The following is a 21,676-nucleotide window of genomic DNA, read 5'->3' on the forward strand; positions in this document are numbered from 1 at the left end:
TCGGGCGGAAGATGCGCGCGAGAATGCCGCCTCCGGCAAGCAGCGTATCCAGATCCTCGTCCGCGATCCTCTCGCCTTTCTGCGCCCGCCGGAAGGCGGACCACACGCCCTTGAGCACGAAGAGATTGGCGATGCCGATCAGAAGGAGAAAGGCCGCCGAAACCGTGGTGCCGATGACGCCGCCGATATCGTGGAAGGAATCGAGCCGGTTCTGCATGGCGGCGGCCGTCGCGGCAATCAGGATCGAGGCGATCACGACGATCGAGGAGTGCCCGAGAGAGAAGAAGAAGCCGACCGCATAGGGCTGCTTCTTTTCCTGCATCAGCTTGCGCACGACGTTATCGATGGCGGCGATATGGTCGGCATCGAAGGCGTGGCGAAGCCCGAACATGTAGGCAAGCAGCGCGATGCCCAGAAGCGATGGCCTGTCGGCAAAGGCCGCCCACGCCCAGATCCATGCGGCAATGTTGAAGACGATCAAAAGCGCAAAGGTAAAGGCGATCTTGGCTTTCGGCCGCTCGACGCCATCGTCAAATGGATTGAGGATCATACTTTTGTTCCCGTTATGCTTACTCGAAGAGTGCCACGGAAACGAAGGCGGCGCGACAGTCAAATGACGTAGGCGCCAAACTTCGCCGCACTGTCACAAAAATGAGCAAACCCGGCATGAGGCCGGGTTTGTCCTGTCGGTCTGCTAGGTTATTTCGAAGGGGTAGCCCTCATCCGCCCAGCCGGTCATGCCGCCGATCATCACCTTCACGCGCTTGCCGAGCGTGCCCAGCCGCAAGGCCGCCTTGTCGGTGCCGTTGCAATGCGGGCCGGCGCAATAGACGACAAACAGCGTATCGTCCGGCCATTCCGCCATCTTGCGTGCGGTCATCTTGCCATGCGGAAGATTGATCGCGCCGGGAATATGCTGCTCCTGGAACAGGGCTGGGCCGCGAACATCGATCAGAACGAAATCGACATTGCCCGATAGCGTGGCCTGATGCACATCGGAGCAATCGGTCTCGAAGGCAAGCTTCCGGGCATAGTGTTCGGCGACGAGGTCCGGGGCGGCGGCGGGGATTTCACTGACGAGGGACATGGAGCACTCCTTGGTTGGTTCTGTGCATTCATGCCTGATCGATCTTGCTGTTGAAATTGGCCGTAATGCCATATAGCGTCAACATCATGCCAAACGCTGATAGCCCCAATCTTCTCGGCCCGCATGTCGTCACGCTTGTCTATGACGGGCTGTGTACGTTCGAATTCGGCGTCGCCTATGAAATTTTCGGCCTGTCGCGCCCGGAGATGGGGAACGACTGGTATCGCTTTTCCGCCTGCGCGATCGAAGATGGTCCGCTCCGCGCCGCCGGCGGCCTCACGGTTCAGGCCGATCACGGACTTGAAGTCATGGCCGATGCCGATCTGATCGTCGTGCCCGGTTGGCGCGGCATCGGCACGCCTGTCCCCGCTCCGTTGATTGCCGAGTTGCAAGCAGCCAGCCGCCGCGGCGTGCGCATCATGTCACTATGCTCGGGCGTCGCGGTCCTTGCCGCCGCGGGGTTGCTCGCCGGCCGAAAGGCGACGACGCATTGGCGCTACGTCGATTCGATCGCGGCGCGCTATCCGGATATCACCGTCGATGCCGATGTTCTCTATGTCGATGAAGACAGCGTGCTGACGGCGGCCGGCAGTGCAGCAGCCATCGATCTCTGCCTGCATGTCGTGCGCCGGGATTTCGGACCCGACATCGCCAACAGCGTCGCGCGTCGGCTGGTGGTGCCGCCTCACCGTGAAGGCGGCCAGGCGCAATATATCGAGACGCCGGTTCTGAGGCAGCGCGAGGGAGCCCGCCTGGGGCCTTTGCTTGAGTGGATGCGCGAGCGCCTGCAGGAAGAACAGCCAATCGCCGCACTGGCAGCCCGCGCCGGCATGAGCATCCGGACTTTTCAGCGCCGCTTCGAGGCCACCACCGGCATGTCGCCGGGCGAATGGCTGTTGAGCGAGCGGCTGCGCCGCGCGCGCGATCTACTCGAAAAACAGGCCGCCATTTCGTTGGACGATGTGGCTGTGGCGAGCGGATTTGGATCGCTCGCCACCATGCGCCATCATTTTCGGGAAAGGCTTGCGGTCAGCCCGAGCGACTACCGCAAGCGATTTACGGTCCTTAGACCAGCCGGCTCTGTTCCGTCGCGGCTTCGATGAAGCTGGAGAACAGCGGGTGCGGCTCCAGCGGCCGGGATTTCAGCTCCGGATGGTACTGGACGCCGATGAACCACGGATGATCGGCATATTCGATCGTTTCCGGCAGGACGCCGTCCGGCGACATGCCTGAGAAGGTCAAGCCGCAATCTTCCAGCTTATCCTTGTAATCGATGTTGACCTCGTAGCGATGACGATGGCGCTCCGAAATATCGGTGGTGCCATAGATCTCCGAAATCTTCGTGCCCTTCTTCAGGGCTGCCTTGTACGCGCCGAGACGCATGGTGCCGCCGAGGTCGCCGGATGACGTGCGCTTCTGCAGCTCGTTGCCCTTCAGCCATTCGGTCATCAGGCCGACGACCGGTTCCGGCGTCGGTCCGAATTCGGTCGAAGAGGCATTCTCGACGCCGGCCAGATTGCGGGCCGCTTCTATGACGGCCATCTGCATGCCGAAGCAGATGCCGAAATACGGCACCTTGCGCTCGCGTGCGAAACGGGCGGCCAGGATCTTGCCTTCGGAACCGCGCTCGCCGAAGCCGCCCGGCACCAGGATGCCGTGAACCTTCTCGAGATAAGGTGCCGGATCTTCCTTTTCGAAGACCTCGGATTCGATCCACTCGAGATTGACCTTGACGCGATTGGCGATGCCGCCGTGATGCAGCGCCTCGATCAGCGACTTATAGGCATCCTTGAGGCCGGTATACTTGCCGACGATGGCGATCGTCACTTCGCCTTCCGGCGTGCGGATGCGGTTGCAGACCTCTTCCCAGTCTTCCAGGCGCGGCTTCGGAGCCGGCTCGATGCCGAAAGCGGCCAGCACTTCGTTGTCGAGGCCTTCCTTGTGATAGGCCATCGGCACGTCGTAGATGTTGGCGACGTCGAGCGCCTGGATGACGGCCGAAGGACGGACGTTGCAGAACAGCGAAAGCTTGCGGCGCTCCGCTTCGGGGATCTCGCGATCCGCGCGCACGAGCAGGATGTCGGGATGAATGCCGAGAGCCTGCAGTTCCTTGACGGAATGCTGTGTCGGCTTGGTCTTCAGCTCGCCGGCAGCCGGAATATAGGGCATCAGCGTCAGGTGAACGTAGATCGCCGTACCGCGCGGCAGATCGTTACCGAGCTGGCGGATCGCTTCCATGAAAGGCATGGCTTCGATGTCGCCGACGGTGCCGCCGATCTCGCAGATGACGAAATCATAGTCGTCATTGCCTTCGATGACGAAATCCTTGATCTCGTTGGTGACGTGCGGAATGACCTGGACGGTGGCGCCCAGATAGTCGCCACGGCGTTCCTTGTCGATGATGTTCTTGTAGATGCGACCGGTGGTGATGTTGTCGGTCTTGGTGGCCGAGCGGCCGGTGAAGCGCTCGTAGTGGCCGAGATCGAGGTCGGTTTCCGCACCGTCGTCGGTGACGAAGACCTCGCCGTGCTGGGTCGGGCTCATGGTGCCCGGGTCCACGTTCAGATAGGGGTCGAGTTTGCGCAGGCGGACTCGATAACCACGAGCCTGCAACAACGCTCCGAGAGCCGCAGCCGCAATTCCTTTTCCGAGGGAAGAAACCACGCCGCCTGTGATGAATACATATCGCGCCATGGGAGTCACCGGATACCTTTTAACAAATGATTCCGCTAGCCCTAAAATTCGTTTCCGGAATTTTGGACGCACAAGGCGGAATATAGACAAAACAAAACCGGCAGATCCGAGGACCTGCCGGGGATGATCTTTACGACCAGGCTTACTTGCCGGTCGGAACGTCGCCGCCGCTCTGGGCGGGAGCAGTCGTGGTGGCTGCCGGCGCGGTCTGCTGACCGGCCGCAGCCGGAGCCTGCTGCGCAGGTGCGGCGGCAGCTGGCTGATTCGTCGTGGCGGGCGGCGTTGCCTGCGACTGCGGAGCGACGGCTCCGCTGTTCGGAACGCCGCTGTTGTCGGCCGGCTTCGGCTGACCGTTCGCCGGTGCGGCGCCGTTCTGGCCGCCGAGCGAATCGAGAATGCCGTTGCCCTGGCCGGCCGTGCTCGGAATGCGGTTGAGAATATCGGTCGGGCGAGCTTCGAAACGCGACAGCACATTCATGCCGAGCGCGAGTATGAAGAACAGCGCAGCCAGGATGGCCGTGGTGCGGGTCAGCGCGTTGGCCGTACCACGCGCGGACATGAAGCCCGATCCCCCGCCTATGCCGAGGCCGCCGCCTTCGGAGCGCTGAATCAGCACCACGCCGATAAGGGCGACGACAACCATGAGATAGATGACAAGCAGTACGGTTTGCATAGGTCCAGTCCTGCCCGCGGGCGGGCATCAAAAACAAAAGCTTGCGGCTCTTTACATGAGGCTCTCGCCTATTCCAAGCCCTTTTAAGGATGGAATTCCGGGCAAGGTGCTGCTTCAGGCGAACTGCGGTTCGAATGCGGCATAAATGGCGAGGAAGTCGGCGGCTTTCAAGCTCTGGCCGCCCACAAGAACACCATTGACGTGCGGAACCTCCAGAAGGTCGCGTGCATTGGCGCCGCTGACCGATCCGCCATAGAGGATTCGCATGTTTGCGCCCTCCTTGCCGAAGCGCTCGATGAGTTCCGCGCGGATGAAGGCATGTGCCTCCTCCACATTCTCTCGGGTCGGAACGACGCCCGTGCCGATCGCCCAGACCGGCTCGTAGGCGACCACGGTCGTCTCCGCCGTTGCGCCATCGGGAATGGAGCCGACGAGCTCCCGCTTCAGCACGTCGAGCGTCTGGCCGCTGTTGCGCTCATAGGCCGTTTCGCCGATGCAGATGATGGCGATGAGCCCGGCATCGAGCGCAGCCTGCGCCTTGGCACGCACCAGCATATCGCTTTCCGCGTGGTTCCTGCGCCGCTCGGAATGGCCGACGATGACGTGGGTGCCGAAGCAGTCCGCGATCATTTCCGCCGAAATATCACCCGTATGGGCGCCGCTGACCTGCTGATGGCAATCCTGCGCGCCGATCGCGAGCGGGCTGTCGTCGCAAAGCGCGGTGGCGACATAGAGCAAGGTGGCCGGGGGGCAGAGCAGCGTATCGATTTTCTCGGACAACGGCGTCTTGACGCCATCCGCGATCGCCTTGATCTGATCGAGGCTCGCACGCGTACCGTTCATCTTCCAGTTTCCGGCCAGAAGCGGCCGCATGGTCTTCGTCATTCCGGTTGTCTCCCCCTATTCCATCAGTCGGACTAACAAAAAGGAGGAGGAAAGGAAAGTTATCGAATGAAGCCGAAGCCGGTTCAAATCGTTTGAAAAATGCTTATCCGGAAAATAAATCCGATCTTCTCGCAGCTTTCACGACGCTTGCGGATCGACGATCCAGTTGAGCACCTTGCGCCAATCGGTCATGCGCACCGGCGTTCCGTGGTTGCCGGTTTCGAAAAGCGTGAAGCGCGTCGGATAGTGCGCCTTGTAGAGTTTCTCGAACAAGGCTTCCTGGTCGGCCGCCGCATAGACTGGATCCTTGCTGCCATGCGTGAACCAGAGCGGCAGCTTCGCCTTGTAGAAGGCGCTCTTCGTGAAATCCGGATCGGTGACGCCGCTCAGGATCGCCATGCCCTTCAGGCGCTTGACGCTTTCGGCGTCGCGGGTGATGCCCCAGCAGATGAAGCTGCCCATGGACGCGCATGTCAGGATGACGGGCTTGCCGCCGGACTGTTCGGAGGAATAGCGGATCAGCGCGGCGATATCAGCGACGCCGTTGCTGTCGAAGCCCTTGACGCTCGGCGCATAATAGGTGCCGCCATTTCCATAGGCGAGGTTCTTCAGCCGGTTGAAATTGCCGCCGAACGTATAGTCGTTGGAGCCGAGCCGCCGGTCGCCGCCCCGACCGTGGATGAAGATGACGGTAAAGGCCTGCTTCGATGCGGGACCGATGCGGGTGACATCGACCTTGCGGTCGCCAAGCTGAAGCGTCTCGTCTTCCTGCGCCTTCCAGCGTACGCCTGTGTCGACATAGGCCGGTTTGACGCGCTTCTCCGGAATCTGGTCGCGGCCGTTGATATCCCGCATTTCCTGGTAGTCGATGGTCTGGAATGCGCCGTTGTCGTGACTTTCGATGACCGTCTGGTTGGAAAACAGCTCGTCCTTGAAGGGTTTGAGCATATCGGCGGCAGCGTCCTGAATGGTCGCCAGCAGCAGAATGCCCGATATCGCGGACAGGATAGGCAAATGAGCTGTGGACATTCGCATGCGGATAGTTCCTCTGATCGGCCATCGGGCTTGCCATTCGTCACCCGGCAACGCAAATCTCTTCATCAATTCGCCGTTCTCGGGCGCCATCGCTCTTGTGCGCCGTTTCTGGCAGAATCACGGTGATTCGCGAATAGCCGCGATAAATGCGACAATAACGGGGTTTGGCCCCTCCAGGACAAATCTGGCAGTTTGAAGTTCTATGGATAACAGCAAAGATCTCTTCTCCGAACTACCCCGCTCGCCGAAACCGGAAGCAGCGGAAAAGCCTGCCGTGAAGGCTGAAAAGCCCGCGGCCGCACCGGTGCGCGCGGTTCCGACGACGTCTTCGGCCGAGGAATATGGCGCGAGCTCCATTCGCGTTCTCGAGGGGCTCGAGCCGGTTCGCATGCGTCCGGGCATGTATATCGGCGGCACGGACGAGAAGGCGCTGCATCACCTTTTCGCCGAAGTCATCGATAACGCCATGGACGAGGCGGTGGCGGGTCACGCCAATTTCATCGAGGTTTATCTCGATCAGCAGGGATATCTGACCGTCACGGACAACGGTCGCGGCATTCCTGTGGAAAACCACCCGCAGGTGCCGGGTAAGTCCACGCTCGAAGTCATCATGACGAAGCTGCATGCCGGCGGCAAATTCGACGGCAAGGCCTATGAGACGTCGGGCGGCCTGCACGGCGTCGGCGTATCGGTCGTCAACGCGCTGTCGGATGATCTGGAAGTCGAGGTGGCCCGTAACCGCAAGCTTTATCGCCAGCGATTTTCGCGCGGCCTGCCGGTCGGCGGCATCGAAGAGCTGGGCGATGTGCATAACCGTCGCGGCACGCGCGTCCGCTTCCATCCCGATCCGCAGATCTTCGGCGATCACGCCCGCTTCGATCCGGCCCGCGTCTTCCGCATGGCCCGCTCCAAGGCCTATCTGTTCGGCGGCGTCGAGATCCGCTGGAGCTGCGATCCGGAGTTGGCGCCCGAAGGCGCCGATGTTCCCGAAAAAGCGGTCTTCCATTTCCCGGGCGGCCTGAAGGACTACCTCAAGGCGACGATGGGCAACGAGTTCACCGTCACCCGCGAGATTTTTGCCGGAAAGTCGGAGAAGGAAAGCGGTCACGGCTCGCTGGAATGGGCGATCACCTGGTATGGCGGCGACCCGCAGATTCACTCCTATTGCAACACGATTCCGACTCCCGAAGGCGGAACGCACGAGGCCGGTTTCCGCATTGCCCTGACCAAGGGCCTGAAGAACTACGCCGACCTTACGCAAAACAAGCGCGCGGCCAACATCACGACGGACGACGTGATGATTTCCGGCGTCGGCATGTTGTCGATCTTCATCCGCGAGCCTGAATTCGTCGGTCAGACAAAGGACAGACTTGCGACGGTCGAAGCACAGCGCATCGTTGAAAACGCTCTGCGCGATCCTTTCGATCACTACCTCACGGACAATCCGGCCGAAGCTGAAAAGCTGCTGGAATGGGTGATCGAGCGCTCGGAGGAGCGCATGCGCCGCCGCAAGGAAAAGGAAGTCAACCGCAAGACGGCCGTGCGCAAGCTGCGCCTCCCCGGCAAGCTGGCGGATTGTTCGCAGAACGTTGCCGAAGGTGCAGAACTGTTCCTCGTCGAGGGCGATTCGGCAGGTGGATCGGCCAAGCAGGCGCGAAACCGCACGAACCAGGCAATCCTGCCGCTGCGCGGCAAGATCCTCAACGTCGCAAGCGCGGGCCGCGAAAAGCTTTCCGCCAACCAGCAGATTACCGACCTCGTCCAGGCGCTCGGTTGCGGCACGCGCACGAAATATCGCGAGGAAGATCTTCGCTATCAACGCATCGTCGTGATGACCGATGCCGACGTCGACGGCGCCCACATTGCTTCGCTCCTCATCACTTTCTTCTATCAGGAGATGCCCGAGTTGGTGCGGCAGGGCCACCTGTTTCTGGCGGTGCCGCCGCTTTACAAGATCACACAGGGATCGAAATCCATCTATGCTCGCGACGATGCCCATCGCCAAGAGCTGATGGCGACGGAGTTCAAGGGCAAGGGCAAGGTCGAGATCAGCCGCTTCAAAGGTCTCGGCGAAATGCTGCCTGCCCAGCTCAAGGAAACGACGATGGATCCGTCCAAGCGCACCCTGCTGCGCGTCGAGATCGACGAGGTGGATTTCGAAGGCACGCGCGATGCCGTCGACAATCTGATGGGCACCAAGGCCGACGCCCGCTTCCGCTTCATTCAGGAACGGGCAGCCTTCGCCGAGGATCTGGATATCTGACGGCTTAGCAACCGAAGATTGCCGCAGCCGGCGGTCTTCGCGATATTTTGCCGGATTGTCCGGCATCCGTTACGAAGGCGTCATGGATGGATGTGTAGATGGCGGCATTGTTTTGAATGCCGCCTTTTCACAATCCGGGTTGACGATTTCGCCATGTTGAAGCCATTTCTGACGACTGCCGCCGTTCTCCTGTTCGGCCAGGCTGCCTATGCGCTGGATATCGGGGCGACCATCGACGTGCCCTGCCCCTTTGGCGACTGCAAGGCGGGCATCAGCCTCTCCTATCTCGGCAGTTACGATATTCCCACCGGCTTTATGGAGAATGGAGTGGAGGTCGGCGGCCTCTCGGGCATCGACTTCGACCCCTCCACCGGCCGTTATATCGCGATCAGCGACGATCGTTCCGAAAAGGCGCCTGCCCGCTTCTACGATCTCGAAATCGATATCGATGCCAGCGGACTGAAGGGTGTCACGATTGTCGATCACATCACGCTGAAGGACAGGAACGGCCAGCCCTTCGCGATCAAGACGGTGGATGGCGAAGCCATTCGCCTCGGCAAGGATGGTATCTATTGGACCAGCGAAGGTGACGGCAAGGCGCTGCTGCCTCCCTTCGTGCGTGTCGCCAATCGCGATGGCAGTTTCGTTCGCGAGTTTTCCTTGCCTGCGGGTTTTGCTCCGACGGCAGACAAGAGCACAGGCATTCGCGACAATCTGGCGTTCGAAGGCCTGACGTTCCTGTCTGGCGGCGACGTGCTGGTTGGCACGGAATCGGCGCTCTATCAAGATGGACCCATCACGACGCTGACGGGCGGTGCGCTCGCGCGCCTCATCCGTTATGACGCAGTGACCGGCAATCAGAAGGCGCAATATGTCTATCCGATCTCGCCGATCCCGCAGGCGCCATCCACGGCCATCGGCTGGAACGACTTCGGCCTGTCGGAAATCCTGGCGCTCGATGACCGTCACCTGCTGTCGATCGAGCGCGGCTACGCACAAGGCGTCGGCAATTCCGCGGTAATCAGCATGTTCGACCTCGATGGCGCCACCGATGTCGCGGATATCCCGTCGCTTGCGAAGGCCGACCAGCGTATCGTTCCGGTGCGCAAGACACAGATAATGGATCTGCGTGCGCTGGGGCTTGCCCCCGACAACATCGAAGGTATTACCTTCGGCAAGGCGAAGGATGGCACGGATCTATTGGTCATGGTGGCTGACAATAATTTCAATCCCACACAGAAAACCCAGTTTTTTGCCTTCAAGATTATCCGTCGACCACTCTGACAAACCTTGCTCCCGCCGGTATCGCAGTCGTGTTATTGTCACGGGACCTGAATAAGAAGCTTTGGACCGTCGCTCTTGAAACGGCCAAGATCATACCCCATAACCGGTTGATCTATAAAAGAGGGGTGAAGTAAGTCCGGTGGGTGTATTTGAACGTCAAAAGCCGAAGGAGCATCGGTGGCTCGGGTCCAGCGCGCATGCGCGCCTGCCGCTGATACCATCCATTTCAGCTGCGCGTTGGCTGCTGATCCTGATTGCCATTGCAGGCATCTATTTCTTCTACGGCTTTCTCGTTCCCGTTCTGGCCGCTGCCGTAATCGGCTTCGCCACTTGGCCGCTCTACAACGATATCGTGCGCCGCACCGGCGGAAACACGACGCTTGCCGCCACTATCGCCATTGCGTTCATCGTCACGTTTCTCGTCTTGCCGATCGTTCTTTCCGCCATCTACATGGCCGGTGAGGTACGTGAATGGTTCGGCTGGGCGGTGCATGTGAATCGTGAAGGCGCGCCGCCGCCGCAGTGGATTCTGGCTTTGCCCGTCATCGGCTCGTGGCTCGGTGACCAGTGGACGCAATATGTCGGCAGCCCCGGTTCGCTCGGCGAGCTGGCGCAGCTCGTGAGCGGCGCCCATATCGGCAATATCTACCGGGCGGTGCTCGCAGCCGGCGGCGGGGCGTTCCATGTCGTCCTGACCTTGCTGTTCATGCTGATCGCTCTGTTTTTCATCTATCGCGATGGCTCGACATTCGTTCGGCAGGTCGATCTGCTCGGCGAGCGCATCCTTCCCAATCGCTGGGAGCGGATTTCGCGCGTCGTGCCGGCGACGATCAGCTCGACCGTCATGGGCATGACGCTGATTGCCATCGGCGAAGGCATCGTTCTCGGCGTCGCCTATTGGATCGCCGGCGCGCCATCCGCGATCACGCTTGGCGTTCTCACGGGCGTCATGGCCCTGGTGCCGGGCGGCGCCCCGCTGTCCATGTCACTCGTCTCGATCTATCTCATCGCCAGCGGTTCGCTCTGGGCAGGCATCGCCCTCTTCCTCTGGGGCACCATCGAGCTTTTCATCGTCGACAAGACGCTTCGCCCGAAGCTTGTCGGCGGCCCGATCAAGCTGCCCTTCCTGCCGACTTTCTTCGGTCTGGTCGGCGGCGTGAAGACCATGGGTTTCCTCGGCCTGTTCATCGGTCCGGTGCTGATGGCGATCATCGTCGCCATCTGGCGCGAATGGATTCGCGAGGCGGAATTGACCGAAGAGCTTCAGGCGCAGGAACCGGAGCTGCAATTGCATGTTCGGGACGCCGCCGAGCGCTGATCCCCCTATCCCAGCCGTTTTTCCATGAAGAGGCTGAGCGGGTCCGGCTGATAGCTACCGAAGGCCGGGATTTCGGCGTAGCCGAATTTCCGGTAGAGGCCGATTGCCTCCGGTTGGTATATGCCGGTTTCCAGCCGTATGGCCGCAAGGTTTCTTTCGAGCGCCGCTGCTTCGAGCGTTTCCATCAGTTTGCGCGCGACGTTGCGTCCCCTGGCGGCGGGGTCGACGAACATCCGCTTGATCTCCGCAGTGCCGTCACCCGCGTCCACGAGGGCGCAGCACCCGACGATCGCTCCTTCCAGCCTGGCGACCCAGAAGGTCACGTCCGGCTTCTCCAGCGAGGCCAGGTCGAGGATATGGTTGCTTTCAGGCGGATAGAGCGATTCCGCATAGGCGCTCGACATGTCCAGAAGACGGATGACGCCTTCCTGGCGCGGGGATTCGATTGATATCGTCAGTGACACGATGAACCTCGGAAAACAGGACGCCGGCTGGATATCACGCGGCGGCGAGCGTCGCGAGTGCCGCGAAGCTGCGTGCGGCCTGCCGCCGTTCGGCATTCGCAAGCTTCTCCACCATGTCGAGCAGCTGCATCGCAGCGGCAGGCGGTTGCTCCGCAAGGCGGAATTTCCGCATCAGCTGTGAAGAAACGTTTTCGAGCAAGGCAGTGCCGTTCTTGCGGGTGGCTTCACGCCAGATCATCGTCGCCTCGACGAAGATCGTGCTGACATCTCTCGACAGTCCGGCGTCTTCATAGAGCGCGCGGATGGCATAGACGCGGCCCCTGGAAATGATCGAGCGCACGCGCCGCTCATCGCAGCCGGAAAGATTGGTGATCGCACAGGCGAAGAAATCGACCTTGCCCGAGCATAGCGCATGCATCAGGAAAGCCGGCGTCAGCCAGCCGCTTTGCCTGAGATGCTCGACCAGATCGGGGAGTTGTTCGTGCTGCGCCGTTCCTGCAATGGCAACCGTCGCCGATTCGGTCGCCTCGCGCGTCACCTGCTGAAGCCGGCCGCTGCCGATGACGGTCTGCACAAGCGCGGAGCCCGACAGCGCTTCGCTGACCCGGCGCATCAGCAGGTGCCTGACGTCCGAAGAGAGCGCATCCCGCGAAAGAAGCAGTCCGCGTATATCGGCGCAATCGCCCAGACGCTCTGCGATGCGTTTCAGCGAGGCCTGGGAAAGGAGTGCCCCATCGTTCTCAAGCAGGCACAGGATTTCGATCTCTCCGCCGATCTCGGCAAGTGCCGCACAGACGGCGCGCGGCACCTCCCCGCGGGAGGCGACCAGCACCCGCGTCACATCGCTGCCATGCAGCGCCAGATCGACAAGGTCGGCATCGGTGAATACGGGCGATAACAGGATGATCTGCCCGGCAATCTCGGGCTGATCCTCGGCAAGGGAGAGAATGACGTTGCGCGGCGTGCTGGCCGAGCGGGCGACCGCTTCTGCAAGAGCCAGCCGGACGCGCGGGGACGGGTCATCGAGCAGATAGGTCATCGCCATCTCCGCAGCCGCGCGTTCTTCCGCCGGCATCTCCGATTGCAGATAGGCTCTGCCGAGCGCGTTGGCCGCCCTGGCTCTGCTTTCTGCCTTGGCGGTCTCAGCCCAGCGAAGGAATGCTTCTATGATCACGTAACGCCCCGATATCGACGAGGCGATTCCAGCCCCGCAAACTCATATTCACTACGCTATCGGGGAAAGGTTTACGGGACGTTTACCTTGCTTATTAACCTTTCGCATATCGACGCCAAAGGCCCCCTTCAGGGAGCCTTTGGCCGCATCATCTCGAAGACGTCGCTGCCCTCGCTGTAATCCATGTAGCCCATGCGGGCGACAGGCCGTGCCAGCGCCATATCGAGCCTGCCGTCACGAATGATCGTTTCGTCGATATGGATACCGACGACCTGGCCAATGACCATGATGTTGTCGGAGGGTGCGCCATCGAGCCCTTTCGGCTCCAGCACTTCCGTCACCCGGCATTCGAGGGCTGCAAAGGCCTCGCCAACGTAGGGCGCATCGACCAACCGGCCGGGCACGGCCGTCAGTCCGGCCAGTTCGAATTCGTTGACGCCATAGGGAACGGCAATCGAGGAATGGTTCATCTTTTCCACGATATGGCGACTGACGAGATTGGCCGTGAAAACGCCCGTCTCCTCGACATTGCGAACGCTGTCCTTTCGGCCGGCCGACGAGAACATCACCAGCTTCGGCCGATCGCTCACGGCGTTGAAAAAGGAATAGGGAGAGAGATTCAGGGAGCCGTCCCTGCCCTTGCTGCCGATCCAGCCGATCGGCCTCGGCGCGATAATGGCCTTGAAAGGATCGTGCGCCAGCCCGTGGCGATTGCTATCCGTCGTGTAGAACATCACGCGTCCTCGCCGCCGACCCAGGTCACGGTTTCGGAGAGTTCCGGCCGCGGACGCTCGACGGGCGGGAAGGTCGTCGAACCGATATGGATGAAACCGGCCACCTTCTCGCCCGGCTGGACGCCAAGCAGCGGATAGGCGCGCTCGTCAAAGGCAAACCACTCGGTCAGCCAATTGGAGACCCAGCCATGGGCGTTGGCGGCGATCAGCAAATTCAGGCAAAGCGCGCCGGCCGACATCAGCTGTTCCCATTCCGGAATCTTGAAATGCGGCGCGGCGGTGCTGACAACCGCAACGACGACAGGCGCGCGGGTGAAGCGAGTCCGCTCGACCTGAATCATTTCCTCGGAAAGATCAGGCCTCACTTCCAGCGCAAGCTTCAGCAGCTCCTCGCCGATGCGCGCACGCTCCTCGCCGCGATAGACGATGAAGCGCCATGGCGCGAGCTTGCCGTGATCCGGTACGCGCGAAGCCAGCCGGAGAATCTCCTCGATTTCAGCCTTTTCCGGCCCTGGCTCCGACATTTGGAACGCGGGGATCGATCGGCGCACAGCGAGATAGTCGACCAGCTTGATATCGGTTTTCATTGATGGACTGCCTTCATTTTGGCTTATGGGAGGATGTAGGTCTTGAATTTGCCACTGCATTGGTTTTGAAGTGGCGTGTGTTTTATCGGAAGTCAATCGGTTGGGTATCCATGTCAGGCATTTCATCCGCTCTCCGATTGAGCGCAGTTTTTGCGATGCTCGCGAGCTTGGGTACGACCGCCTCCGCGCAGGAAGCCTTTAAGGAATTCAAGCAGCTGGACGGCAGCGTGAAGATGCCGAAGCTCAACGCCTTCGTCGCGCCCGACGGTGAGAATTCCCCGGCCCGAACCCTGCGCGACGTTTTCCTCGAGGCCAAGATGACGCCCCAGAGCAGCCCGCAGCAGCAGGGCCTTTCCTGGTATGTCTTCAGCCCGATTGCCGGCGCCGATGGCAAGCTGCCGCTGGTTGCCAGTTCGCGGGGTGGCTCGGCCTCCTTCCACCTTCAGCCCGGCGATTACTTTGTCAACGTTTCCTTCGGCCGCGCCGGCGTTACCAAGAGGCTGAGCGTGCCGGAAACCGGCGATACGCAAAAGCAGACGATGGTCCTCGATGCGGGCGGAATGGTTTTGAATGCCGTTTCCGGATCCGACGTCCGAATCCCGCCGAACGAGCTGAGCTTCTCGATCTATTCGAGCGAGGCGAAGGAAGACGGCGAACGCGGTCTCGTCATGGACGACGTCAAGCCGAACACGCTGGTCGGTCTCAGTGCCGGCACCTATCACATCGTTTCCGAGTATGGAGACGTCAATGCCGTTATCCGCGCCGATATTCAGGTGGAGGCCGGCAAGGTGACGCAGGCGACCATCCAGCACAGGGCGGCAAAGATCACCCTCAAGCTGGTGTCCGACGCCGGCGGCGAGGCGATCGCCGATACCGCCTGGTCGATCCTGACGTCCGCGGGAGATATCGTCGGGGAAAGCGTCAGCGCCTTTCCAACCATGGTGCTTGCCGAAGGCCGCTACACCGCCGTCGCCCGCAACAAGGACAAGATCTATCAGCGCGACTTCACAGTTGCCGCAGGCGTGAATACGGACGTGGAAGTGCTGATGAAGGAACAGCAGCCGCAGGATGCCGACGACGAACAGCCGGCCCGCCAGCTTCCGATCCAGATGCCGCCGATGCGCCAGAGCCAGACGCCGCCCGCGACCATCAATCAGCAGCCGCTGCCGACCTATGAGCAATTGGCGCCCTCAGGCGGCGACGAAGGCGAAAGCATGGATTGACGATGGCGCGCTTGCGACCGCCAACTCAAGCCGGCGAAGCAGTCACCGCTCGTCGAAAGCGAACTCTACACTCTTCCCGCTCATCCGGCCTTGCGGCGCAGCATCCGTCTCGGCGGCGCCATCGAGAAGACCGCACCATATAGTTTCGACAGCAGATCCTTGCGATCGCTGCCTTCGCTGAGCGCTTCCCAGCTTCTCAATGCGCCGATATGGGCTGTGATGGTGCTGCCGGAAAGACGCCGGAATTCCCGGATCAGCAGCGAAATGCGCAGGGTCATCGAGATCCGGCTCGCCAGATGGAACAGCCGACCGTTCTGCCCTTCGAAATAGATGGGAATGACACTGGCGCGCGCGGCCTGAATGAGCTTGGCGGGAAACATTTTCCAAGGCAGATCTTCCGCCCGGCCAAAACCCTTCTTTGCCGTTGCGACGCCGCCGGCGGGAAAGACGATGATGGTCGTGCCTTCCTTGAGAAGGCGGACGGCCTCATGCCTGGTCTTCATATTGATGGCCATCGCGTCCTTGGTTTCCTCGAAAGAAACCGGAAGCGAATAGTCGAGCATTTCCGGCACCTTCAACAATTCGTTGTTGATGAGGACCTTGAAGGGACGGCCGAGCTGCTCGGCAAGCGCCATCACCGCGATCCCGTCGCCGATGCCATAGGGATGATTGGCGACGATGACGATCGGCGCTTCGGGGATCTGGCTCGGCGGCCACTCGCCCTTGATCAGCAGGCGCACGTCGATGAGATCGAGCATCTTGCCGAAGACCCGTTCGCTCTTGCCGACGATATCGGTGCGCCAGATATCGTAGAGCCGGGCGTACCGATCTCGGCCGGAAAGGCCCTCGATGGAGCGGATGAACCAGCGCTTGATACGCGGGTCCCGTTCATTGGCGTAGGATAATTCTTTGAATTCCAAGTGCGCGACGGGGCTGCCCCGCTCCTATGGTTCAGTTGCGTCCCATGCCGCAACCACAGCAACGCGTTGATTCATCAACTATATGAAAGCTTTATGTCAGTTCTCTGACGGCACCCTGAAGGTGCCGTCAGATATGGGTTGCCGTCAAGCGGCCTTGGCGCGCCGCGCTGCGCGCTTGCGCAGGATGTCCGGTGCCGTCGCCTCCAGAGAAAGCGATGCGATGGCCTCGTCGAGCGACATGGACGTCTGCGACTGGCTGCCGAGGCGACGGATATTGACCGAACGCTCCTCGGCTTCCTTCTTGCCGCAGACGATGATCACCGGAACCTTCGTCACCGAATGCTCGCGGATCTTGTAGTTGATCTTCTCGTTGCGGAAGTCGGTCTCCACGGTGAGACCGGCATCGCGCAGTGCTTCGGCAACCTCTTCGCCATAGGCATCGGCTTCGGAGGTAATGGTGGCCACGACGACCTGCAGCGGCGAGACCCACAGCGGCATGTGGCCGGCGAAGTTCTCGATCAGGATGCCGAGGAAGCGTTCCATCGAACCGCAGATGGCGCGATGGATCATGACGGGCTGCGTCTTTTCAGAATGCTGGTCGATGTAGAACGCGCCGAAACGCTCCGGCAGGTTGAAGTCGACCTGCGTCGTGCCGCACTGCCATTCGCGGCCGATGGCATCCTTGAGCGTATATTCGAACTTCGGTCCGTAGAACGCGCCCTCGCCCGGCAGGATGCCGGTCTTGATGCGTCCCTCGGACTGCGCCTCGATGGTTTTCAGCACATCCGTCATCACGCTTTCGGCGCGATCCCAGAGTTCGTCGGAGCCGACGCGCTTTTCCGGGCGGGTGGACAGCTTGACGACGATCTCCTTGAAGCCGAAGTCCTGATAAACGGACAGGATCAGATCGTTGATCTTCAGGCACTCGGCGGCCATCTGCTCGTCGGTGCAGAAGATATGCGCGTCATCCTGCGTGAAGCCGCGCACACGCATCAGGCCATGCAACGCGCCCGACGGCTCGTAGCGATGAACCGCACCGAATTCCGCAAGGCGGATCGGCAGTTCGCGGTAAGACTTCAAGCCATGCTTGAAGATCTGGATATGGCCAGGGCAGTTCATCGGCTTCAGCGCGAAGACGCGGTCGTCGTCCGTATCGTCGCCGGCGACGGTGACCTTGAACATGTTGTCACGATACCAGCCCCAGTGACCCGAGGTCTCCCAAAGCGACTTGTCGAGCACCTGCGGCGCGTTGACTTCCTGATAGTCGCCCTCCAGCCGGCGGCGCATGTAGGACACCAGCGTCTGGAATATGCGCCAGCCCTTGCCATGCCAGAAGACGACGCCGGGGCCCTCTTCCTGGAAATGGAACAGGTCCATTTCGCGGCCGAGACGGCGATGGTCGCGCTTTTCGGCTTCGGCAAGGATGTGCAGATAGTTGTCGAGATCCGCCTGCTCGGCGAATGCCGTGCCGTAGATGCGGGTCAGCATCGGATTGTTGCTGTCGCCGCGCCAATAGGCACCGGCAACCTTCATCAGCTTGAAGGCATTGCCGATCTGGCCGGTGGAGGCCATATGCGGGCCGCGGCAGAGGTCGAACCAGTCGCCCTGGTAATAGATCTTCAGATCCTGGCCTTCGGGGATGGCATCGACCAGTTCAACCTTGTAGTTTTCGCCCTTGGCGGCGAACACTTCCTTGGCCTTCTCGCGCGACCAGACTTCCTTGGTGAAAGGCTTGTTGCGCTGAATGATCTCGCGCATCCGCTTCTCGATGACCGGCAGGTCGTCGGGCGTAAAGGGCTCGTTCTTGGCAAAGTCGTAGTAGAAGCCGTTTTCGATGACCGGACCGATGGTCACTTGCGTTCCCGGCCATAGCTCCTGCACGGCTTCGGCGAGAACGTGGGCAGTGTCGTGGCGGATCAGTTCCAGCGCGCGATCGTCTGCCCGGGTGATGATCTCGATCTTGCCGTCCGATACCGGATCGGACAGGTCGCGCACCGTGCCGTCGATAGCAATGGCGACGGACTTCTTGGCCAGCGACTTTGAAATGGATTCGGCGACATCGCGACCGGTCGTGCCGGCAGCGAAGCTGCGCACGGAACCATCGGGAAATGTCAGGGAAACAGATTGGGACATCGATATTCTCCTTGTCCAGTCCCGCCAACGAATGCGGGTGGTTTCTATGGAAGCGGTCAATTATCCAAATGTTGCGGACAATCGACCGCAGCCTGATAAAGACTTTTCGTGATTTAGTAAAGGAAAGTGGGTCTCAGGGCTGCAGAAATCGAGTGGGGTTTTGGCGGTAAAATCAGGAGATCGCGGGAACTCGTTTCCAGAAAAAATATGCAATAAGGCTGATAACCCAGACGAAAAGCAACCAGTAATAGAGATAGATTCTGAGGAGACTTTTGATGATTGCGGCGTTGATGGAATCACTCGGGTGAAAGCCAAGCCAAGTGTGCGGGCCGTGGTAATTGTCGAACTTATCCAGCCACATGAAAAGTATACCGAAACCTATCAACAAAACCGGAAAGATCAGGGGTATTTTCTTGACTCTGAATCCCCTTAATGCCTTGAAGGTGAAGGCAATAAGAGTGGTGAAACCTAAGAGCAAGGTTAGGCTCGCTATCGATCTGACACCGAAGAAAGTACACTGGTCCCGCTCGGAATACGGTAAACTCTGCATTTGCGACAAAGCCGTGGCATTCGGCGGCCACAGATCACGTAGAAATGGATTGTCGCGGAAGTAACAGGCGGTCTTTATTTCGTAATGGAACAAAACCCAAGCCAGGATCGTGATAAGGAACGCGGCACCCAATACGATTAAGAGGAATTCACCGCGTCTGTTGGCCGCTGCTATTTTTGCTTGCAGCTCCTGTTTAGGGTCTTTTGAGATATCCTGGCTCAATGCACTCCCCCACGCTCATCGCCATGACTGCGACCGAGATCATTGCTCGATCAATATGATATCAAAGATCAGTTGTTTTCGCTCGACCGATTATTTCATCGATTCCGCGCACCGTGTTCCAGTTTCGCATCGTTCCGATGCCAAGCCGCTTCGTCGTCAGGGCCGGCAACAACTTCGTCTCGCTGGCCTTGAGACCGAAATCGATCCAGAGATCGCCGCCGACAATAGCCATGCGCTCGCCCTGACGATATTTCGCAAGTACTTCGAGAATCCGGGGCTCCAGCGGCTGACGCATGACGCGAATGGCGACCTCGCTGCCAATGCCATCGACAAAGGGATTGCCTTCGGCAAGTTTCAGCCATGTCTCGGCGTCCCGCACGACGATGTCGACATGCTTGCCGAACGCTTTGACAAAACCAGCTTCGAGTTGCGCTTCGATAGAAGCAATCGACCGCTTCTCGCTCTCGAAAATCAGATTGCCGGTCGCGACAAGCGTGCGGGCATTGCGAAAGCCAAGCCCTTCCGCCATCGCCTTGAGATCACTCATCACAACCCTGCGTCCGGCGCCAAGCACAATGCTGTGGAGCAGCGCCACGTAGAGAGCCATGCGGATCAGGCTGCCTTCCGGCCGAGACGGAAGTAGCGCCAGGGCGTCCACCAATGGTATCGGCGCTCCAGTTCACCGGGCACCGGATCGAGCCCGCTGGTGCCTCCCGGTCCGCAGCGCGCGACACGAAACAGCGTCATCCAGCCGCCGGCCCAAAGCCCGTGGCGGGCGACGGCCTCATAGCCGTATTCCGAGCAGGTCGGGATATGGCGGCAGGAATTGCCGATGAAGCCGGAAAGCGTGAGCTGATACAGGCGAATGAGACCCATGCCGAAAAGCCGGTCCGGTGTCTTGCGGAAAGGGCCGGTATAATTACGCGATCTGATCGCCCTGCCTCCGGCCGGTGACGTGTCGCGCCGCGCTCGCTTGGAAGGAGCAGCACCGCCCTCGTCTTCATCATCATCCTGCATGAGACAGAATTGGCACATCGCCCGAAGCCCCGGTCAGACAGCTTCAGCGGTCTTGGCGTTGCCGCCCGTCCGCGTGGCTTCGATCTGCCCGATCGCATCGACGACGGCATCGAATGTCAGCATGGTCGACGCATGGCGCGCCTTGTAATCCCGAACGGGCTTCAGGTAGCGCATGTCCTCGAAGCGCCCGTCCGGCCCTTCGCCGTCGGCCTTGAGCATGGCCAGCATATCTTCCCGAGCCTTTCGCACTTCGTCCGCCGAAGCGCCCACCACATGGCGGGCCATGATCGAGGACGAGGCCTGACCCAGCGCGCAGGCCTTGACGTCATGGGCAAAATCGGTCACCACGTCGCCGTCCATTTTCAGCCAGATTTTTACGCGAGAACCGCACAGTCTGGAATGGGCCTGGGCACTGGCATCGGCGTCGGAAAGACTGCCGATACGTTCGATATTGCCGGCAAACTCCAGGATTTTGCTGTTGTATATGTCGTCCATCACAGATTTTACTCCGATGCCCCCGTTTTGCGTTTCGTAACAAAAAACACAGCGTGTCCGTTTAGGACACTTTCACAGGGACAATGCCATACTATATGTATGTCGTTCGAAGACCATCGAAATGCAATGGTCTTCTGTAAGTTTGATGGGAAACCGTGCAGGACGGCAGGCTTGTCCGCCAGCCAGAACGCCCCGGAGCCCGCCAAAGGTACGAAATCTCCGCGCTTCGGAGAATGCCAGTGGCGAGTCCGACAGATGATATCCGCTTAGCGGGTCAGGAGATCCACAGGTAATGGACGCCATTGTAAAGAACTTTCCGCAAGTCGTTGATTCCGAACGCCCCTCACAGAAGGAAGCCGAGGACGCAGTTCGCGTTCTGCTCCGCTGGGCGGGCGACGATCCGCAGCGCGAAGGCCTGCTGGATACGCCGGCGCGCGTTGCCAAGGCCTACCGCGAGCTCTTCTCCGGTTACGATTTGAACCCCGAGGACGTACTCGGCCGCACCTTCGAAGAGGTCTCCGGCTATGATGACATCGTCCTCGTGCAAGATATTCCGTTTTTCTCGCATTGCGAACACCACATGGTGCCGATCATCGGCAAGGCGCACGTCGCCTACCTGCCGAACGGCCGCGTGCTCGGGCTCTCCAAGATCGCCCGTGTCGTCGATATTTTCGGTCGCCGCCTGCAGACGCAGGAAGCGATGACGGCGCAGATTGCCAATGCGATCGACGATACGCTGCGTCCGCGTGGCGTCGCCGTCATGATCGAAGCCGAGCATATGTGCATGGCCATGCGCGGCGTGCAGAAGCAGGGCTCCTCGACGCTGACGATGACGTTCACGGGTGCCTTCAAGGCCGATCCGGCCGAGCAGGCCCGTTTCATGTCTTTGGTCCGGGGCCGCTGACCGGGCTTCAACGA

The 21,676-nt window shown here is 60.4% G+C and carries 22 protein-coding genes; 6 read left to right on the plus strand and 16 right to left on the minus strand.

The genetic code is table 11. From position 1 onward, the window contains the following. Window positions 1-550: HoxN/HupN/NixA family nickel/cobalt transporter (locus ACQZ6J_RS31610; RefSeq protein WP_449086936.1), on the minus strand; the 550-nt coding region annotated here is incomplete at its 3' end. Window positions 551-694: 144 nt separating this feature from the next. Next, the gene (locus tag ACQZ6J_RS31615) at window positions 695-1,087 is read right to left on the minus strand and encodes a rhodanese-like domain-containing protein (protein WP_449086937.1); all 393 of its coding nucleotides are present in this window, start codon (window positions 1,085-1,087) and stop codon (window positions 695-697) included. A gap of 65 nt (window positions 1,088-1,152) precedes the next feature. On the opposite strand from ACQZ6J_RS31615, the gene ftrA reads away from it, so the two are divergent. Further along, window positions 1,153-2,190 carry a transcriptional regulator FtrA gene (gene ftrA, locus ACQZ6J_RS31620; protein WP_449086938.1) on the plus strand — a complete coding sequence of 346 codons (1,038 nt, stop codon included), beginning with the start codon at window positions 1,153-1,155 and terminating at the stop codon, window positions 2,188-2,190. Here the strand turns inward: ftrA and ACQZ6J_RS31625 are convergent. From ACQZ6J_RS31625 to ACQZ6J_RS31640, 4 genes are all read right to left on the minus strand, one after another. Beyond that, on the minus strand, window positions 2,153-3,781 hold the full coding sequence (locus ACQZ6J_RS31625) for a CTP synthase (protein WP_163994136.1): 1,629 nt from the start codon (window positions 3,779-3,781) through the stop codon (window positions 2,153-2,155). The genes ftrA and ACQZ6J_RS31625 overlap by 38 nt on opposite strands. Before the next feature lie 142 nt (window positions 3,782-3,923). Continuing rightward, window positions 3,924-4,454, minus strand: a complete 531-nt coding sequence (secG, locus tag ACQZ6J_RS31630; protein ID WP_449086939.1) for a preprotein translocase subunit SecG — start codon at window positions 4,452-4,454, stop codon at window positions 3,924-3,926. Between the two features lie 114 nt (window positions 4,455-4,568). Continuing rightward, window positions 4,569-5,339, minus strand: a complete 771-nt coding sequence (gene tpiA, locus ACQZ6J_RS31635) for a triose-phosphate isomerase (protein ID WP_449086940.1) — start codon at window positions 5,337-5,339, stop codon at window positions 4,569-4,571. Between the two features lie 138 nt (window positions 5,340-5,477). Further along, window positions 5,478-6,374: a dienelactone hydrolase family protein gene (locus ACQZ6J_RS31640; RefSeq protein WP_163994129.1), complete on the minus strand. Its 897-nt coding sequence runs from the start codon at window positions 6,372-6,374 to the stop codon at window positions 5,478-5,480. A 202-nt stretch (window positions 6,375-6,576) separates the two neighbouring features. On the opposite strand from ACQZ6J_RS31640, the gene parE reads away from it, so the two are divergent. From parE to ACQZ6J_RS31655, 3 genes are all read left to right on the plus strand, one after another. Further along, on the plus strand, window positions 6,577-8,637 hold the full coding sequence (gene parE / locus ACQZ6J_RS31645; RefSeq protein ID WP_449086941.1) for a DNA topoisomerase IV subunit B: 2,061 nt from the start codon (window positions 6,577-6,579) through the stop codon (window positions 8,635-8,637). Between the two features lie 153 nt (window positions 8,638-8,790). Continuing rightward, window positions 8,791-9,921 (plus strand): esterase-like activity of phytase family protein, encoded by a 1,131-nt coding sequence (locus ACQZ6J_RS31650; protein ID WP_449086942.1) that lies wholly within the window; start codon window positions 8,791-8,793, stop codon window positions 9,919-9,921. Window positions 9,922-10,060: 139 nt separating this feature from the next. Further along, window positions 10,061-11,239, plus strand: coding sequence for an AI-2E family transporter (locus ACQZ6J_RS31655; RefSeq protein WP_163994123.1), 1,179 nt, complete (start codon window positions 10,061-10,063; stop codon window positions 11,237-11,239). 5 nt (window positions 11,240-11,244) lie between these two features. Here ACQZ6J_RS31655 and ACQZ6J_RS31660 read toward each other — a convergent pair whose 3' ends face one another. The 4 genes from ACQZ6J_RS31660 to ACQZ6J_RS31675 all read right to left on the minus strand — a co-directional run bounded on the left by ACQZ6J_RS31660 (window position 11,245) and on the right by ACQZ6J_RS31675 (window position 14,198). After that, window positions 11,245-11,703 (minus strand): GNAT family N-acetyltransferase, encoded by a 459-nt coding sequence (locus ACQZ6J_RS31660; protein WP_449086943.1) that lies wholly within the window; start codon window positions 11,701-11,703, stop codon window positions 11,245-11,247. Between the two features lie 34 nt (window positions 11,704-11,737). After that, on the minus strand, window positions 11,738-12,892 hold the full coding sequence (locus tag ACQZ6J_RS31665) for a DUF2336 domain-containing protein (RefSeq protein WP_449086963.1): 1,155 nt from the start codon (window positions 12,890-12,892) through the stop codon (window positions 11,738-11,740). 113 nt (window positions 12,893-13,005) lie between these two features. After that, the gene (locus tag ACQZ6J_RS31670) at window positions 13,006-13,611 is read right to left on the minus strand and encodes a flavin reductase family protein (RefSeq protein WP_449086944.1); all 606 of its coding nucleotides are present in this window, start codon (window positions 13,609-13,611) and stop codon (window positions 13,006-13,008) included. Continuing rightward, a complete protein-coding gene (locus ACQZ6J_RS31675; RefSeq protein ID WP_163994117.1) occupies window positions 13,611-14,198 on the minus strand; it encodes a nitroreductase family protein in 588 nt (195 codons plus the stop codon). The genes ACQZ6J_RS31670 and ACQZ6J_RS31675 overlap by 1 nt, the downstream gene beginning before the upstream one ends. A 155-nt stretch (window positions 14,199-14,353) precedes the next feature. Here ACQZ6J_RS31675 and ACQZ6J_RS31680 point away from each other — a divergent pair, with 155 nt between their 5' ends. Further along, window positions 14,354-15,421 (plus strand): hypothetical protein, encoded by a 1,068-nt coding sequence (locus ACQZ6J_RS31680; RefSeq protein ID WP_163994115.1) that lies wholly within the window; start codon window positions 14,354-14,356, stop codon window positions 15,419-15,421. An 80-nt stretch (window positions 15,422-15,501) separates the two neighbouring features. Here ACQZ6J_RS31680 and ACQZ6J_RS31685 read toward each other — a convergent pair whose 3' ends face one another. The 6 genes from ACQZ6J_RS31685 to ACQZ6J_RS31710 form a co-directional block, all read right to left on the minus strand. Beyond that, window positions 15,502-16,341, minus strand: a complete 840-nt coding sequence (locus ACQZ6J_RS31685; protein ID WP_163994113.1) for a lysophospholipid acyltransferase family protein — start codon at window positions 16,339-16,341, stop codon at window positions 15,502-15,504. A gap of 144 nt (window positions 16,342-16,485) precedes the next feature. After that, window positions 16,486-18,474 carry a threonine--tRNA ligase gene (gene thrS, locus ACQZ6J_RS31690; protein WP_449086945.1) on the minus strand — a complete coding sequence of 663 codons (1,989 nt, stop codon included), beginning with the start codon at window positions 18,472-18,474 and terminating at the stop codon, window positions 16,486-16,488. A 172-nt stretch (window positions 18,475-18,646) separates the two neighbouring features. Further along, on the minus strand, window positions 18,647-19,246 hold the full coding sequence (locus ACQZ6J_RS31695) for a hypothetical protein (protein WP_449086946.1): 600 nt from the start codon (window positions 19,244-19,246) through the stop codon (window positions 18,647-18,649). Between the two features lie 61 nt (window positions 19,247-19,307). Next, window positions 19,308-19,853, minus strand: a complete 546-nt coding sequence (locus ACQZ6J_RS31700) for a DUF1697 domain-containing protein (protein WP_449086964.1) — start codon at window positions 19,851-19,853, stop codon at window positions 19,308-19,310. A gap of 5 nt (window positions 19,854-19,858) precedes the next feature. Beyond that, window positions 19,859-20,281, minus strand: a complete 423-nt coding sequence (gene yidD, locus ACQZ6J_RS31705; RefSeq protein WP_163994109.1) for a membrane protein insertion efficiency factor YidD — start codon at window positions 20,279-20,281, stop codon at window positions 19,859-19,861. A gap of 15 nt (window positions 20,282-20,296) precedes the next feature. After that, entirely contained in the window at window positions 20,297-20,761 is a 465-nt protein-coding gene (locus ACQZ6J_RS31710; protein WP_449086947.1) for an iron-sulfur cluster assembly scaffold protein, read from the minus strand. Between the two features lie 289 nt (window positions 20,762-21,050). Between ACQZ6J_RS31710 and folE the strand changes: the two genes are divergently transcribed. Next, the gene (gene folE, locus ACQZ6J_RS31715) at window positions 21,051-21,662 is read left to right on the plus strand and encodes a GTP cyclohydrolase I FolE (RefSeq protein WP_449086948.1); all 612 of its coding nucleotides are present in this window, start codon (window positions 21,051-21,053) and stop codon (window positions 21,660-21,662) included. Window positions 21,663-21,676: the final 14 nt, after the last annotated feature.

The organism is Rhizobium sp. A37_96 (assembly GCF_053521765.1).

Excerpts from the sequence above, each read along its gene's own strand:
- ACQZ6J_RS31625 (WP_163994136.1), bottom strand. The coding sequence starts at position 3,781 with ATGGCGCGATATGTATTCATCACAGGCGGCGTGGTTTCTTCCCTCGGA.
- ACQZ6J_RS31615 (WP_449086937.1), bottom strand. The coding sequence starts at position 1,087 with ATGTCCCTCGTCAGTGAAATCCCCGCCGCCGCCCCGGACCTCGTCGCC.
- ACQZ6J_RS31650 (WP_449086942.1), top strand. The coding sequence starts at position 8,791 with ATGTTGAAGCCATTTCTGACGACTGCCGCCGTTCTCCTGTTCGGCCAG.
- ftrA (WP_449086938.1), top strand. The coding sequence starts at position 1,153 with ATGCCATATAGCGTCAACATCATGCCAAACGCTGATAGCCCCAATCTT.
- tpiA (WP_449086940.1), bottom strand. The coding sequence starts at position 5,339 with ATGACGAAGACCATGCGGCCGCTTCTGGCCGGAAACTGGAAGATGAAC.
- ACQZ6J_RS31675 (WP_163994117.1), bottom strand. The coding sequence starts at position 14,198 with ATGAAAACCGATATCAAGCTGGTCGACTATCTCGCTGTGCGCCGATCG.
- ACQZ6J_RS31670 (WP_449086944.1), bottom strand. The coding sequence starts at position 13,611 with ATGTTCTACACGACGGATAGCAATCGCCACGGGCTGGCGCACGATCCT.
- parE (WP_449086941.1), top strand. The coding sequence starts at position 6,577 with ATGGATAACAGCAAAGATCTCTTCTCCGAACTACCCCGCTCGCCGAAA.
- ACQZ6J_RS31700 (WP_449086964.1), bottom strand. The coding sequence starts at position 19,853 with ATGGCTCTCTACGTGGCGCTGCTCCACAGCATTGTGCTTGGCGCCGGA.
- thrS (WP_449086945.1), bottom strand. The coding sequence starts at position 18,474 with ATGTCCCAATCTGTTTCCCTGACATTTCCCGATGGTTCCGTGCGCAGC.
- secG (WP_449086939.1), bottom strand. The coding sequence starts at position 4,454 with ATGCAAACCGTACTGCTTGTCATCTATCTCATGGTTGTCGTCGCCCTT.
- folE (WP_449086948.1), top strand. The coding sequence starts at position 21,051 with ATGGACGCCATTGTAAAGAACTTTCCGCAAGTCGTTGATTCCGAACGC.
- yidD (WP_163994109.1), bottom strand. The coding sequence starts at position 20,281 with ATGTGCCAATTCTGTCTCATGCAGGATGATGATGAAGACGAGGGCGGT.
- ACQZ6J_RS31640 (WP_163994129.1), bottom strand. The coding sequence starts at position 6,374 with ATGCGAATGTCCACAGCTCATTTGCCTATCCTGTCCGCGATATCGGGC.
- ACQZ6J_RS31680 (WP_163994115.1), top strand. The coding sequence starts at position 14,354 with ATGCTCGCGAGCTTGGGTACGACCGCCTCCGCGCAGGAAGCCTTTAAG.